This window comes from Pseudomonas sp. IT-P395, assembly GCF_949767675.1.
Lineage (GTDB): Bacteria > Pseudomonadota > Gammaproteobacteria > Pseudomonadales > Pseudomonadaceae > Aquipseudomonas.
Genome location: NZ_CATKPW010000044.1, coordinates 338,079 through 352,037, shown reverse-complemented (window position 1 = coordinate 352,037; position 13,959 = coordinate 338,079). Strand labels below are relative to the sequence as shown.

The 13,959-nt window shown below is 60.0% G+C and carries 12 protein-coding genes; 11 read left to right on the top strand and 1 reads right to left on the bottom strand.

The window, feature by feature from the left end:
• The first annotated feature begins 43 nt into the window (after positions 1 to 43).
• From rpmE to ACM6IN_RS21960, 3 genes are all read left to right on the top strand, one after another.
• The gene (gene rpmE, locus ACM6IN_RS21970) at positions 44 to 271 is read left to right on the top strand and encodes a 50S ribosomal protein L31 (protein WP_007909403.1); all 228 of its coding nucleotides are present in this window, start codon (positions 44 to 46) and stop codon (positions 269 to 271) included.
• A 14-nt stretch (positions 272 to 285) separates the two neighbouring features.
• Positions 286 to 1,086 (top strand): thermonuclease family protein, encoded by an 801-nt coding sequence (locus ACM6IN_RS21965; protein WP_414916699.1) that lies wholly within the window; start codon positions 286 to 288, stop codon positions 1,084 to 1,086.
• 183 nt (positions 1,087 to 1,269) lie between these two features.
• Positions 1,270 to 2,538: a malic enzyme-like NAD(P)-binding protein gene (locus ACM6IN_RS21960; RefSeq protein WP_007909407.1), complete on the top strand. Its 1,269-nt coding sequence runs from the start codon at positions 1,270 to 1,272 to the stop codon at positions 2,536 to 2,538.
• Positions 2,539 to 2,847: 309 nt separating this feature from the next.
• Here the strand turns inward: ACM6IN_RS21960 and ACM6IN_RS21955 are convergent, their stop codons facing one another.
• A complete protein-coding gene (locus ACM6IN_RS21955) occupies positions 2,848 to 5,292 on the bottom strand; it encodes a penicillin-binding protein 1A (protein WP_414916704.1) in 2,445 nt (814 codons plus the stop codon).
• A 218-nt stretch (positions 5,293 to 5,510) separates the two neighbouring features.
• On the opposite strand from ACM6IN_RS21955, the gene ACM6IN_RS21950 reads away from it, so the two are divergent.
• The 8 genes from ACM6IN_RS21950 (at position 5,511) to ACM6IN_RS21915 (ending at position 13,756) form a co-directional block, all read left to right on the top strand.
• Positions 5,511 to 6,575: a pilus assembly protein PilM gene (locus ACM6IN_RS21950; protein ID WP_095113433.1), complete on the top strand. Its 1,065-nt coding sequence runs from the start codon at positions 5,511 to 5,513 to the stop codon at positions 6,573 to 6,575.
• Positions 6,575 to 7,141, top strand: coding sequence for a PilN domain-containing protein (locus ACM6IN_RS21945; protein WP_414916698.1), 567 nt, complete (start codon positions 6,575 to 6,577; stop codon positions 7,139 to 7,141). Before ACM6IN_RS21950 ends, ACM6IN_RS21945 begins: the two co-directional genes overlap by 1 nt.
• Positions 7,138 to 7,761, top strand: a complete 624-nt coding sequence (gene pilO, locus ACM6IN_RS21940; protein WP_007909415.1) for a type 4a pilus biogenesis protein PilO — start codon at positions 7,138 to 7,140, stop codon at positions 7,759 to 7,761. Before ACM6IN_RS21945 ends, pilO begins: the two co-directional genes overlap by 4 nt.
• A complete protein-coding gene (locus ACM6IN_RS21935) occupies positions 7,758 to 8,285 on the top strand; it encodes a pilus assembly protein PilP (protein ID WP_095113435.1) in 528 nt (175 codons plus the stop codon). The genes pilO and ACM6IN_RS21935 overlap by 4 nt, the downstream gene beginning before the upstream one ends.
• A 13-nt stretch (positions 8,286 to 8,298) precedes the next feature.
• A complete protein-coding gene (pilQ, locus tag ACM6IN_RS21930; protein ID WP_414895025.1) occupies positions 8,299 to 10,377 on the top strand; it encodes a type IV pilus secretin PilQ in 2,079 nt (692 codons plus the stop codon).
• A 4-nt stretch (positions 10,378 to 10,381) separates the two neighbouring features.
• Positions 10,382 to 10,900 carry a shikimate kinase AroK gene (gene aroK, locus ACM6IN_RS21925; protein WP_025110261.1) on the top strand — a complete coding sequence of 173 codons (519 nt, stop codon included), beginning with the start codon at positions 10,382 to 10,384 and terminating at the stop codon, positions 10,898 to 10,900.
• A 152-nt stretch (positions 10,901 to 11,052) separates the two neighbouring features.
• Complete coding sequence (aroB, locus tag ACM6IN_RS21920) at positions 11,053 to 12,153, top strand: 3-dehydroquinate synthase (protein WP_007909430.1); 1,101 nt, start codon at positions 11,053 to 11,055, stop codon at positions 12,151 to 12,153.
• 10 nt (positions 12,154 to 12,163) lie between these two features.
• Positions 12,164 to 13,756 carry an AAA family ATPase gene (locus ACM6IN_RS21915; RefSeq protein WP_414916697.1) on the top strand — a complete coding sequence of 531 codons (1,593 nt, stop codon included), beginning with the start codon at positions 12,164 to 12,166 and terminating at the stop codon, positions 13,754 to 13,756.
• Positions 13,757 to 13,959 lie beyond the last annotated feature (203 nt).

The window sequence follows — 13,959 nt, the reverse complement described above, 5'->3', positions numbered from 1 at the left end:
AACAATAGTGTTGGGTGGCGGCACGCTAGCTGAGGAAGACACCATGAAAGCTGATATTCACCCGAATTACCCAGTCATCGCTGTTACCTGCAGCTGTGGCAACAAGTTCGAAACCCGTTCGACTTTCGGCAAAGCTCTGCCAATCGACGTGTGCAACGAATGCCACCCGTTCTACACCGGTAAGCAGAAGACTCTGGACACCGGTGGTCGCGTTCAGAAGTTCGCAGACCGTTTCGGTGCTTTCGGCAAGAAACCTGCTGCTGCAGAGTAAGGTTGAAGGGCCCGGTGGGCTTTTCCTCGTTGCTGAAAAAGGCGTCCCTCGCGGGCGCCTTTTTTGTGTCCGCGATTTGGCTGTCCGGCGCGCAAGCCTATTGCCCGGCGCCGACTGGATTGACCAGCGTTACGGTGCAGCGCGTGGTCGATGGCGACACCTTGCGTTTGAGCGACGGCCGCAGCGTGCGGATGATCGGCCTCAACACGCCTGAGCTGGGCAAGCAGGGCCGCAGCGATGAACCTTTCGCGGTGGCGGCACGCAAGCGCCTGCAAGCGCTGGTCGATGCCAGCGGCGGACGTGTCGGCTTGCTCCCCGGCACGCAAGCCAAAGACCACTATGGGCGTACGCTCGCGCATATTTACAGTGCCAGCGGCGCCAATCTCGAAGCGCAAATGCTCGCCGATGGCCTCGGTTATCAGGTCGCCGTTGCGCCGAATGTCGATCTTGTTGCCTGTCAGCAAGCCGCCGAACGCAGTGCGCGAAAGGCCGGGCTGGGCCTCTGGCGGCAGTCACCTGTACTGAAAGCGGCGCAGATTCAACGCTCGGGTTTCGCCGTGATCAGTGGGCGTGTGAGCAAGGTTCAGCGCAATCGCGGTGGAATTTGGATCGAGTTGCAGGACGCGCTTGTGTTGCGCGTTGCACCCAATCTGGTCGGACAATTCGACAATGCCCGTTTGCTGGCACTCAAAGGCAAGCAAATTGAGGCTCGCGGCTGGATCGTCGATCGTTCGCGGCGCGCTGGGCTGCAATCCGGTCAGTCACGTTGGTTGCTTCCGCTGACGGATCCTTCAATGTTGCAAACGGCGCACTGAAGAAAAATTGTAGACATTTTTTCTGTCGATTGTGAACAGTCAAGCCCTTGTGCGCCGTGGCTCTTGGCCCAAAGTCGTAGGGCAGGGCGCTTGACAGGGGTGACCGCTCAGTCTTGTGGGGACTTTGCGAGGCGCGTATCCTCGCTGACCAGTCTGTCCAACAGTAAAAAGCGGAATGCCAAAATGTCTGATCTGAAAACTGCCGCTCTCGAATATCATGCCAATCCTCGTCCAGGGAAGCTGAGTGTCGAGCTCACCAAGGCCACTGCTACCGCTCGCGACTTGTCGCTGGCCTACAGCCCCGGCGTAGCTGAACCAGTGCGTGAGATCGCTCGCGATCCTGAACTGGCCTACAAATACACCGGCAAGGGCAACCTGGTTGCAGTCATTTCCGATGGCACCGCGATTCTCGGCCTGGGCAACCTCGGCCCATTGGCTTCCAAGCCAGTGATGGAAGGTAAAGGCGTACTGTTCAAGCGCTTCGCCGGCATCGACGTTTTCGACATCGAAGTCGACTCCGAAAGCCCGCAAGCCTTCATCGACACCGTAAAACGCATCTCCATCACCTTCGGTGGCATCAACCTGGAAGACATCAAGGCGCCAGAGTGCTTTGAGATCGAACGTGCTCTGATCGAGCAGTGCGACATTCCGGTATTCCACGATGACCAGCACGGCACCGCGATCGTGACCGCTGCGGGCATGATCAACGCTCTGGAAATCGCTGGCAAAACCCTGCCGGACGCGAAAATCGTCTGCCTGGGCGCCGGTGCTGCCGCCATCTCCTGCATGAAACTGCTGGTGAGCATGGGCGCACGCATCGAAAACATCTTCATGGTTGACCGTACCGGCGTGATCCACTCCGGCCGTGACGACCTGAACCAGTACAAAGCCGTGTTCGCTCACGCCACCGACAAGCGCACTCTGGCTGACGCACTGGCAGGCGCTGACGTGTTCGTCGGTCTGTCCGGCCCGAACCTGCTGAGCGCTGAAGGCCTGCTGTCGATGGCGGCCAATCCGATCGTGTTCGCCTGCTCGAACCCGGATCCGGAAATCTCCCCGGAGCTGGCGCACGCCACCCGTAGCGACGTGATCATGGCCACCGGCCGTTCGGACTACCCGAACCAGGTCAACAACGTACTGGGCTTCCCGTTCATCTTCCGTGGTGCCCTGGACGTTCGCGCCAAGCGCATCAACGAAGAAATGAAAGTGGCTGCGGCCAACGCCCTGCGTGAGCTGGCCAAGCTGCCGGTTCCACAGGACGTGTGCGATGCCTACGGCGGTGCTCCGCTGGAATTCGGCCGTGAGTACATCATTCCGAAGCCAATGGACAAGCGCCTGATCACCCTGATCTCCGACGCTGTGGCCAAAGCTGCGATCGAGACCGGTGTGGCGACCCTGCCGTATCCGAAGAACTACCCGCTGAAAAGCGTGGATGACGTGTTCAACGGTTAATTCGTTGTAGCACTTCAAACAGAAGCCCCGGCTCGTGAGAGTCGGGGTTTTTTATTGCCTGAAGATCAAGAGCCCCCTCTCCCTGAGGGAGAGGGGACTGACCGTGGAAGATTCGCGAGATACACCGACCTGAAAGTGCATTAGCGCCTATGGATTCAGCACAGCACGTTCAGGTCGGCATCACTCACCAGCATCCCCCAATCAGTCCCCTCTCCCTCCGGGAGAGGGCTAGGGTGAGGGGCTCTTGATCCTCAGGCAATAAAAAGCCCCGCACTTCAACCGAAGGCGGGGCTTTTCATTAGCAGCAGATCAGAACAAGTCGATCGGCGCCTGCTCATCTGCTGGCAGCGGGCTGCCCGGTACGGCGCCATTGCCCAGTTCATTCACCGACGGTGGCGTGTCTTCAGACTTGAACAGCTCGAAGTACGCGCCGGGTGTGCTCGGCGTCGCCGCACGGCCACTGACCGGGTCCACACGCAAGCTCAGCAAACCTTCCGGCTCAGGCTGCACATGCGGCGGTTTGTCCTTGAGCGCAGCCGACATGTAGTTCATCCAGATCGGCAGCGCCACAGTACCGCCGAACTCACGGCGTCCGAGGCTTTCCGGCTGATCGAAGCCGGTCCACACCGTGGTCACGTAGTCGGCGTTATACCCGGAGAACCACGCGTCTTTCGATTCGTTGGTGGTACCGGTTTTCCCGGCGATATCGCTGCGGCCCATGGCCAGTGCGCGACGGCCGGTGCCAAGCTTGATCACGTCCTGCAACATGCTGTTGAGGATGTACGTGGTGCGACCATCGACAATCCGCTCAGCCACTGCCGGTGCTTGCGGCACGGCCGCGCTGCCCGGCACTTCGCCCGCAACCGGTGTGGCGTTGACCGTAAACGAATCGGTGTGCGGCGCTGCGATACCGTCCGTCGCCGAACCACCCTGAAGCACGGTCGGCGGGTTGGCGACGAACAGCGTGTCGCCGTTGCGGCTTTCAATCTTGTCGATGATGTACGGAGTGATCTTGTAGCCGCCGTTGGCGAACGTACTCCAACCGGTGGCAATCTCCATCGGCGTCAGCGTTGCAGTGCCCAGCGCCAGCGACAGGTTTGGCGGCAGATCCTGCTTGTTGAAGCCGAAACGAGTGATGTAGTCGATGGTTTTGCCCACGCCCATCGCCTGCAGCAGGCGGATCGACACGAGGTTGCGCGACTTGTACAGCGCCTCACGCAAACGGATCGGGCCGAGGAAGGTGTTGGTGTCGTTCTTCGGACGCCAGACCTTGTCCAGGTACTCGTCGACGAACACGATCGGCGCGTCGTTGACCAGCGTGGCAGCGGTATAGCCGCTGTCCAGCGCAGCGCTGTAGACGAACGGCTTGAAGCTCGAGCCCGGCTGACGCTTGGCCTGCATGGCGCGGTTGTAGTTGCTCTGCTCGAAGGCGAAACCGCCGACCAGCGAGCGAATCGCACCGTTCTGCGGGTCCAGCGACACCAGTGCACCTTGTGCCTGCGGGATCTGGCTGAATTTCAGCGAATTGTCTTTCTGGCGCTGCACGCGAACCAGATCGCCGACCTGTGCAACATCCGACGGCTGACGCGGATTAGCGCCCATGCTGTTGGTGTTGAGGAACGGTCGTGCCCATTTCATGGTGTCCCAGGCGACGTGCTCTTCGCCGGTGCGCGTCAGCACTTGCAGGCCGTTCTTGTCGACCTGGGTGACGATGGCCGGTTCGAGGCTGCTGATCGTGCGTTGTTTGGTCAGTTCGCTGGCCCAGGCCTCACGGGTCTTGCCCGGCAGGCGCGACTCGGGGCCACGGTAGCCGTGACGCTGGTCGTAGGTCATCAGGCCTTCGTGCAGCGCGGTGTTAGCCATTTCCTGCAGGTTGCTCGGCACCGTGGTGGTGACGCGGAAACCTTCGGTGTAAGCGTCGCTGCCATAGCGGCCGACCATTTCGGCGCGGGCCATCTCGGCGATGTACGGCGCGTTCACTTCCGGGGTTGGCACGTGATAGCTGGCGTTCAGCGGCTCGTTGATCGCGGCGGTGTAGTCCGCTTCGCTGATCTTGCCGAGCTTGTACATGCGCCCGAGGATCCAGTCGCGGCGTTCTTTGCTGCGTGCCGGGTTGGCCAGCGGGTTGAAGCGCGAAGGCGCTTTCGGCAGGCCGGCGATCATCGCCATCTGCGCCAGGCTGACATCACGGATCGACTTGCCGTAATACACCTGCGCCGCGGCTTCGATGCCATAGGCGCGGTTGCCCAGATAGATCTTGTTCACGTACAGCTCAAGGATTTCATCCTTGGTCAGCTGCCGCTCGATCTGCAGGGCCAGAAGGATTTCGGTGGTTTTGCGCGAAAAACTGCGTTCGCTGGTCAGGAAGAAGTTCTTCGCCACCTGCATGGTGATGGTGCTGCCGCCGGACTGAATGTGTCCGCTCTTGACCAGTTGGGTCGCGGCGCGCATCAGGCTGCTCGGATCGACGCCATAGTGGTTGGCGAAATTGTCGTCTTCAGCACTTAGTAACGCATTAATGAAATTGGGGGGAATGTCGGCGAAACGGATCGGTGTACGGCGCATTTCGCCAAATTCTGCGATCAACTTGTTGTCGCTGCTGTAGACCCGCAACGGAATCTGCAACTGAATGCTTCGCAGAGCCTCCACAGACGGCAAACCCGGACTAAGGTAAAGAAACGCGCCGCTGAGACCTAAAAGCAGTCCGCAGAAAACGGCGACGATGGACCAACCGAAAAATTTCAGCAGACGAATCAAGGCTTTTGGACATCCAGGCAAAGAATGAATTTGGCGACGGGGCTCCGGCTACACACAGAACCATCCGCGCTTGCAGTAAAAAGCGGAAAAAAACGCTGGGCATTATAAGCACTTTTCTGCTGGGGGCGTCATTTGCGCTTCTGTCAAGACGGGGTGAAGGAACGCAATGCGTATTACAGAGTCCGTAACTCACGGAAAGTCATAGGGAATTGGTAGTGCTGGGACTCTTCAATAAAAAGGCCAATACGTTACTGGGGATCGACATCAGTTCCACGTCAGTGAAGCTGCTGGAACTGAGCCGTCAGGGTGATCGCTACCGGGTCGAGGCGTATGCGGTAGAGCCGTTGCCGGTCAACGCCGTGGTCGAAAAAAACATCGCCGAACTTGAAGGCGTCGGTCAGGCCCTGAGCCGTGTGCTGGTCAAGGCGCGCACCGGGCTCAAGAGCGTGGCGGTCGCGGTGGCCGGTTCTGCGGTGATCACCAAAGTCATCGAAATGGACGCCGGGCTGTCCGACGACGAGCTGGAAAACCAGCTCAAGATCGAAGCCGACCAATATATTCCCTACCCGCTGGACGAAGTCGCCATCGATTTTGAAGTCCAGGGTGTATCGCCGCGCAATCCCGAGCGGGTCAACGTGTTGCTCGCCGCCTGTCGCAAGGAAAACGTCGAAGTCCGTGAAGCGGCGCTTGCCCTCGCTGGCCTGACGGCGCGGGTGGTCGATGTCGAGGCCTATGCGCTGGAGCGTTCATTCGGCCTGCTTGCGACGCAACTGGCGGCCTCGCAGGAGCGTCTGACCGTCGCGGTGGTCGACATCGGTGCGACCATGACCACGCTCAGCGTCCTGCACAACGGCAAGATCATCTATACCCGCGAGCAATTGTTCGGTGGCCGGCAACTGACCGAGGAAATCCAGCGCCGCTATGGCCTGACCCTCGAGCAGGCCGGGCTGGCGAAAAAGCAGGGTGGTCTGCCCGATGATTACATCAGCGAGGTCTTGCAGCCGTTTCGCGAGGCGCTGGTGCAGCAAGTGTCGCGCTCGCTGCAATTCTTCTTCGCCTCCGGCCAATACAACGCGGTCGATCACATTCTGTTGGCCGGCGGCACGGCGTCGGTGCCAGGGCTGGACCGTTTGATCGAGCAGCGCCTGAATACGCCGACGCAAGTAGCCAATCCCTTTGCCAGCATGGCCTTGAGCAGCAAGGTCAACGCTGGAGCATTGGCCAGCGATGCGCCGGCGCTGATGATCGCCTGCGGGCTCGCGCTCAGGAGTTTCGACTGATGGCGCGGATCAACCTCCTGCCGTGGCGCGAAGAGCGTCGCGAAGAACGGCGCAAACGCTTTCTGCTGGCCTTGATCGGAGTGGTGGTCGGCTCGGTCGGAGCGGTGCTGATTGCCGATCAGGTGATCAGCGCGGCCATTGAGCGGCAAGTGGCGCGCAACGACTACATCGGCAAGCAGATCGCCGTGGTCGACGAACGAATCAAGCAGATCAGCGAACTCAAGGCGCGCCGTCAGCAATTGGTCGAACGCATGCGCATCATTCAGGATTTGCAGGGCAACCGGCAGATCAGCGGGCGAATCTTCGATCAGCTGGCGCGTACGCTGCCGGACGGCGTGTATTTCACCGATGTGAAGATGGTCGGCAAAACCCTGTCGATCAGTGGTGCTGCCGAATCGAACAATCGGGTCTCAGACCTGATGCGCAATCTGGAGGCCTCCGACTGGTTCGACGCACCGAGCCTCAATGAGGTGAAGGCAACGACTGCAGGCCAGGTGGATCAGGCCAGCACCTTTGAACTGACGGTACGGCAGACCCAACCCCGCACCGTGGAGGACGAGCAATGAAGCCGTCCGAATGGCTGGAAAGTCTGCGCGACATTGATTTCAACGATCTCGACACCAGCAACATCGGCTCCTGGCCGGCCGCCGTGAAAGCCATGGCCGGAGCGCTGTTGATGGTGCTGGTGTTGGCGCTTGGCTATAACTTTTTCATCAGCGATCTGGAAAACCAGCTGGAGGCCAAGCGCGAAGAAGAAGTCGCGCTCAAGGAACAGTTCGCCAGCAAGGCGCGCCTGTCAGCCAATCTCGAGCTGTACACCCAGCAAATGAAGGAAATGGAAAATACCTTCGGCGTGCTGCTGCGGCAATTGCCCAGTGACACCGAAGTGCCGGGCCTGCTCGAAGACATCACCCGTACTGGCCTGGGCAGTGGCCTGGAGTTCGAAGAGATCAAACTGCTGCCGGAGGTCACTCAGCAGTTTTACATCGAGCTACCGATCCAGATCACCGTCACCGGCGCCTATCACGACCTGGCCACTTTCGTCAGTGGCGTGGCCGGGCTGCCGCGCATTGTCACCTTGCATGATTTCGAACTCGCTCCTGCCGATAAAGAGGGCGGGCCGAAGCTGCGCATGAGCATCCTTGCCAAGACCTATCGCTATAACGACAAGGGGCTGCAGAAATGAGCCCGATTCGTTACATCGCGTTGTCGATGACGCTGCTCGCGCTGAACGGTTGTGGTGGCAGCGATGACTTCAGCGATCTCGATGCCTACCTGAACGAAGTGCGCCTGCGCCCGGCAGGCAAGATTGAACCAACCCCGACATTCCGGTCTTACCCCACATTCACTTACAGCGCGGCCAACCTGCGCAGTCCGTTCTCGCGCCAGGTGCGGGTCGATCTGGCTGGGCAGAAACATGGCTCACGCAACGTCAAACCCGACCCCAACCGGGTCAAGCAATACCTCGAAGGTTTCAACATCGAGCAGTTCGAGATGGTCGGCACGATTGCCAATGCTTCCGGCTCCTTCGCGTTGTTGCGCGGAGCGGGCGCGGTGCACCGGCTGAAAGTCGGCGATTACCTGGGGCGCAACGACGGTCGCATCGTCGCCATCAGCGCCACCCAGGTCGATGTGGTCGAGATCGTGCCCGACGGCGAAGGCGCCTGGCTGGAGCGTCCGCGCACCATTCCTTTGAAAGAGCACTCATAGTGGAAGTCGAACAATGAACAGGATTTTCTCCACCCTCGGTTTTTCGCTATGGATAGCGCTGATGTCGCCGATGGTACTCGCGGCCAATCTGAAGACGCTGGATGTCGCGGCGTTGCCGGGTGATCGCGTCGAGCTGAAGTTGTCGTTCGACGGCCCGCCGCCGCAGCCCAAGGGCTACACCACTGAATCACCGGCGCGGATTGCGCTGGATCTGCCCGGTGTTGTCAGTCAGTTGGCCAGCAAGAACCTCGATCTGGGTAGTGGCAATGCGCGAACGGCCACGGTGGTCGAAGCGAAGGAGCGCACGCGGCTGATTGTCAGCCTGACGCAGCTGGCGCCTTACACCACGCGGGTCGAGGGCAATAACCTGTTCGTGGTCGTCGGTCAGGGCGCACCGGCAGCTGCGCCGCGTCCTGCTGTCGTTGCGCCTCGTGCTACTGCAAAAGCTACTGCGCCCACCAAGGCATTTGTACCGAAAAGCCGGGCGATTCGCGGTGTGGATTTCCAGCGTGGAACAGCAGGCGAAGGCAATGTCGTCATCGACCTTTCCGATCCGACCATGGCCCCGGATATCCAAGAGCATGACGGCAAGATCATTCTCAGTTTCGCCCGCACGCAGTTGCCGGAGAAGCTGCGGGTGCGCCTCGACGTCAAGGATTTCGCCACCCCGGTGCAGTTCGTCAATGCCGCAGTGACCGCTGATCGCACGGTTATTACCGTCGAGCCCAGCGGCACCTACGAGTACTCCACCTTCCAGACCGACAACAAACTGACCGTCAGCATCCGCCCAATGACGGTCGATGACCTGCAAAAACGCAACGCTGACCGTCAGGCGTACGTGGGCGAAAAGCTTTCGCTGAACTTCCAGGACATTGATGTGCGCTCGGTGCTGCAACTGATCGCCGACTTCACCAATCTCAATCTGGTCGCCAGCGACACGGTGCAGGGTGGCATCACCTTGCGCCTGCAAAACGTGCCGTGGGATCAGGCGCTGGATCTAGTGTTGAAAACCAAAGGCCTGGATAAACGCAAGATCGGTAACGTGCTGCTGGTCGCTCCAGCCGATGAAATCGCAGCACGCGAGCGCCAGGAACTGGAGTCGCAAAAACAGATCGCCGAACTGGCGCCGTTGCGCCGTGAGCTGCTGCAAGTGAACTACGCCAAGGCAGCAGACATCGCCAAGTTGTTCCAGTCGGTGACCAGTGCCGAAGCGAAAATCGATGAACGCGGTTCGATTACCGTCGATGAGCGGACCAACAACATCATCGCCTACCAGACCCAGGATCGCCTCGACGAACTGCGGCGAATCGTGGCACAGCTGGATATCCCGGTGCGTCAGGTAATGATCGAGGCGCGAATTGTCGAGGCCAACGTCGATTACGATAAAAGTCTGGGTGTGCGCTGGGGCGGGTCGATTCAGAACAAGGGCAACTGGAACGCCTCCGGAGTCAACGGTTCGTCGACCACCATTGGTACACCCGGCAGCACCAGCACCAACTCACCGTTCGTCGACATGGGTACCGTGGGCAATACTTCAGGGATTGGCATTGCCTTCATCACTGACAATGTCCTGCTCGATCTTGAGCTGACAGCGATGGAGAAAACCGGCAACGGTGAAATCGTCTCGCAACCGAAAGTGGTCACCTCCGACAAGGAAACCGCCAAAATCCTCAAAGGCACTGAAATTCCGTATCAGGAAGCCAGCTCCAGTGGTGCGACTTCGGTGTCGTTCAAGGAAGCCTCGCTATCGCTGGAAGTGACGCCGCAGATCACCCCCGACAACCGCATCATCATGGAGGTCAAGGTCACCAAGGACGAGCCGGATTACCTGAACAAAGTGCAGGATGTGCCGCCAATCAAGAAAAACGAGGTCAACGCCAAGGTGCTGGTCAACGACGGCGAAACCATCGTGATTGGCGGTGTTTTCTCAAATACTCAAAGCAAGGTTGTAGATAAGGTGCCATTTCTTGGCGATGTGCCGTATCTTGGCCGCCTTTTCCGGCGTGATGTGGTTTCGGAGAAAAAATCCGAGCTGCTGGTATTTCTCACACCACGTATCATGAATAACCAGGCGATTGCTGTGAGTCGTTGATTCTGTGCGAAATTTGATTCTTGTAGGACCGATGGGCGCTGGCAAAAGCACCATCGGCCGGTTGCTGGCCAAAGAGCTGCGCCTGCCGTTCAAAGATTCCGACAAGGAAATTGAACTGCGCACGGGCGCCAATATCCCGTGGATCTTCGACAAGGAAGGCGAGCCCGGCTTTCGTGACCGTGAGCAGGCGATGATTGCCGAGCTGTGCGCGTTCGACGGCGTGGTCTTGGCGACCGGCGGTGGCGCCGTCATGCGCGATGCCAATCGCAAAGCCCTGCATGAGGGTGGGCGAGTGGTGTATCTGCACGCCTCCGTCGAACAGCAAGTCGGCCGCACGGCGCGCGACCGCAATCGGCCGTTGCTGCGCACCGCCAATCCGGAGAAAACCCTGCGCGACCTGCTGGCGATCCGCGATCCGCTCTATCGGGAAATCGCCGATCTGGTGGTGGAAACCGACGAACGGCCGCCACGCATGGTGGTGCTCGACATTCTTGATCGTCTGGCGCAGCTTCCACCCCGTTAAAGCATCGTTCGAAATGCGCTATCCTCGGCGTCCTGTCACAGCCCGTCGAGGTTGTGGCGGATGGCGTGCGAGCGGCGTCATACCCGCTGTAGGCCGCAGACAACCAATAATTCAGGGCAGGACGCCTGCTTCCATCTTCACTGTGGGGACACATGCAGACACTCAAGGTCGATCTAGGCGAGCGCAGCTACCCGATTCATATTGGCGAAGGTTTGTTGGATCAGCCCGAGTTGCTGGCTCCGCACATCCATGGGCGGCAAGTGGCAATCATCTCCAACGAGACCGTTGCGCCGCTCTATCTTGAACGTCTGACCCGCAGCCTCGCGCAGTTCTCGGTGATCTCCGTGGTGCTGCCGGACGGCGAAGCCTTCAAGAACTGGGAAACCCTGCAACTGATCTTCGACGGTCTGCTGACCGCCCGTCATGATCGCCGCACCACCGTGATCGCCTTGGGCGGCGGTGTGATCGGCGACATGGCCGGTTTCGCCGCATCCTGCTATCAGCGCGGCGTCGACTTCATCCAGATTCCAACCACTTTGCTTTCTCAGGTCGATTCATCGGTGGGCGGCAAGACCGGTATCAACCATCCGCTGGGCAAGAACATGGTCGGCGCGTTCTATCAGCCGAACGTGGTGCTGATCGATACGGCGTCCCTGAAAACCCTGCCAGAGCGCGAACTGTCTGCCGGCCTGGCGGAAGTCATCAAGTACGGGCTGATCTGCGACGAGCCGTTCCTGACCTGGCTCGAAGACAACGTCGACGCCCTGCGCGCGCTGGACCAGAAAGCCCTGACTTACGCCATCGAGCGCTCCTGCGCAGCCAAGGCTGCGGTGGTCGGCGCCGATGAGAAGGAAACCGGTGTGCGCGCCACGCTCAACCTTGGCCACACCTTTGGTCACGCCATCGAGACCCACATGGGCTATGGTGTCTGGTTGCATGGGGAAGCGGTCGCAGCTGGCACGGTGATGGCGCTGGAGATGTCTGCGCGTCTGGGCTGGATCAGTGATGAGGAGCGCGATCGCGGTATCCGCCTGTTCCAGCGCGCCGGTCTGCCGGTGGTGCCACCGACTGAAATGACCGAGGCCGATTTTCTTCAACACATGGCAATCGACAAAAAAGTGATCGACGGTCGTCTGCGCCTGGTGCTGCTGCGCCGGATGGGCGAAGCGGTAGTGACCGACGATTATCCGAAAGAGGTTCTACAGGCCACGCTGGGAGCGGATTACCGCGCCCTGGCTCAGCTTAAAGGTTAATAAGATTCCGATGACTAGTTTGCATGCCGACGAGGCGTTCCTCGGCCATTTCCAGTTAAGTCACGACCCGTTCGCGCCACGCGTGCCGGGCTTCAAGTTCTTCCCGGCCCAGCGCAAACCGGTGCTGGGGCAGTTGCATCATCTGGCGCGTTACAGCCAGTTGCTACTGGTGGTCACTGGCCCGCAAGGCAGCGGCAAGACGCTGCTGCGCCAGGCGCTGGTCGCCAGCACCAACAAGCAGTCGGTGCAGAGCGTGGTGGTTTCCGCCCGTGGCGCCGGTGATGCCGCTGGCGTGCTGCGCCAAGTGGCGCAGGCACTGAACGTCGCTCAGGCCGATGTTGGCGCGATTCTGGAACAAGTGGTGCAACTCGCGTTGACCGGTCAGGAAGTCTATCTGTTGGTGGATGACGCCGAGCAGCTCGATGAATCCGCCCTCGAAGCGCTGATGGCGCTGGGTGCCGGCGCACCGGAAGGTCGCCCGCACGTGTTCCTGTTCGGTGAGTCGTCGCTGATCGCTCAGCTTGAGGCTTTGCACCTTGAGGAAGAGCGCTTTCACGTCATCGAGTTGCAGCCTTACACCGAAGAAGAGACTCGCGAATATCTCGACCAACGGCTCGAAGGTGCCGGCCGGGGTGTCGAACTTTTCACCGCAGATCAGATCTCTGATATTCACGAAAGTGCCGAGGGTTGGCCGGGCAACATCAACCAGGTCGCTCGCGATGCTCTGATCGAAGTCATGATTGCCAGCCGCTCAGCGGTCAAGCGTCCAAGTATGGGGTTCAACATGCCGAAGAAACACGTATTGGCCATTTCCGCCGTCGTTGTGGTCGCGGTCGCTGCCGCCTGGCTGATGCCGGGTCGCAACAAGGCGCCGACCACCGGTGCACCGGCCAATGAGCAGGCACAGTTGCCATTGGGCCAGGGCCCAGCCAATGGCGGCGCGCCGAACGTCGAGTTCGCCGGTAATACACAGCCGATGCCGTTGCCGCTGGTCGGCAACTCGCAACCGGTCATGCGCGGCCCGTTGGCCGAAGCGGCCGGCGGTATTACCGAAGGCGACGATGGTGTGCCACTGGAAGGTTCCAGCAATACCCCGCCGACCGTAACCACTTCCGCACCGCCTGCGGGCGTTCCGGCCGGTCCCGCGCCGACACCGGTTCCGTTGCCAGCCGCCAAGCCCACCCCGGCGCCGACGCAAGTTGCCACCGCCAAGCCTGCTCCAGCCGCGCCAGTCGCCAAACCGGCTCCAGCGCCAGCCAAGCCAGTCGCCGCTGCCAAACCGGCCGAGAAGCCGGTGACCGTTGCCAAAGCCGCCGGTGGCAGCTGGTACGCCGGTCAGCCGACCGGCAACTACGTGGTGCAGATCCTCGGCACCAGCTCTGAAGCGGCGGCGCAAACTTTCGTCAAAGAGCAGGGCGGCGAGTACCGTTATTTCAGGAAAGTGCTCAACGGCAAGCCTCTCTATGTGATCACCTATGGCAACTTCGCCAATCGTGATGCAGCCGTTTCTGCCATCAAGGCCTTGCCAGCGAAGGTTCAGGCTGGTAAACCTTGGCCTCGCACTGTCGCCAGCGTCCAACAGGAACTGGCAACAACTCGCTGAAGATTCGGCGGCCTTACCCAGGCCGCCTCTCCAAGCACCTCAAAATTTCTGCAAGTGCGCGCCGTCTCTACAGACCGCGTGCCTTGTGGTGTCTGCGTTACAGTAGTCTTTGAGTCGTTGCGGTCAAAATTAAAAAAGTTTTGACTAGCACAGCAGATCGCTTTAAACCTTTCACAAATGCGACATGAATTTGCGACATTTCG

Excerpts from the sequence above, each read along its gene's own strand:
- rpmE (WP_007909403.1), top strand. The coding sequence starts at position 44 with ATGAAAGCTGATATTCACCCGAATTACCCAGTCATCGCTGTTACCTGC.
- ACM6IN_RS21960 (WP_007909407.1), top strand. The coding sequence starts at position 1,270 with ATGTCTGATCTGAAAACTGCCGCTCTCGAATATCATGCCAATCCTCGT.
- ACM6IN_RS21945 (WP_414916698.1), top strand. The coding sequence starts at position 6,575 with ATGGCGCGGATCAACCTCCTGCCGTGGCGCGAAGAGCGTCGCGAAGAA.
- pilO (WP_007909415.1), top strand. The coding sequence starts at position 7,138 with ATGAAGCCGTCCGAATGGCTGGAAAGTCTGCGCGACATTGATTTCAAC.
- ACM6IN_RS21935 (WP_095113435.1), top strand. The coding sequence starts at position 7,758 with ATGAGCCCGATTCGTTACATCGCGTTGTCGATGACGCTGCTCGCGCTG.
- pilQ (WP_414895025.1), top strand. The coding sequence starts at position 8,299 with ATGAACAGGATTTTCTCCACCCTCGGTTTTTCGCTATGGATAGCGCTG.
- aroB (WP_007909430.1), top strand. The coding sequence starts at position 11,053 with ATGCAGACACTCAAGGTCGATCTAGGCGAGCGCAGCTACCCGATTCAT.
- ACM6IN_RS21915 (WP_414916697.1), top strand. The coding sequence starts at position 12,164 with ATGACTAGTTTGCATGCCGACGAGGCGTTCCTCGGCCATTTCCAGTTA.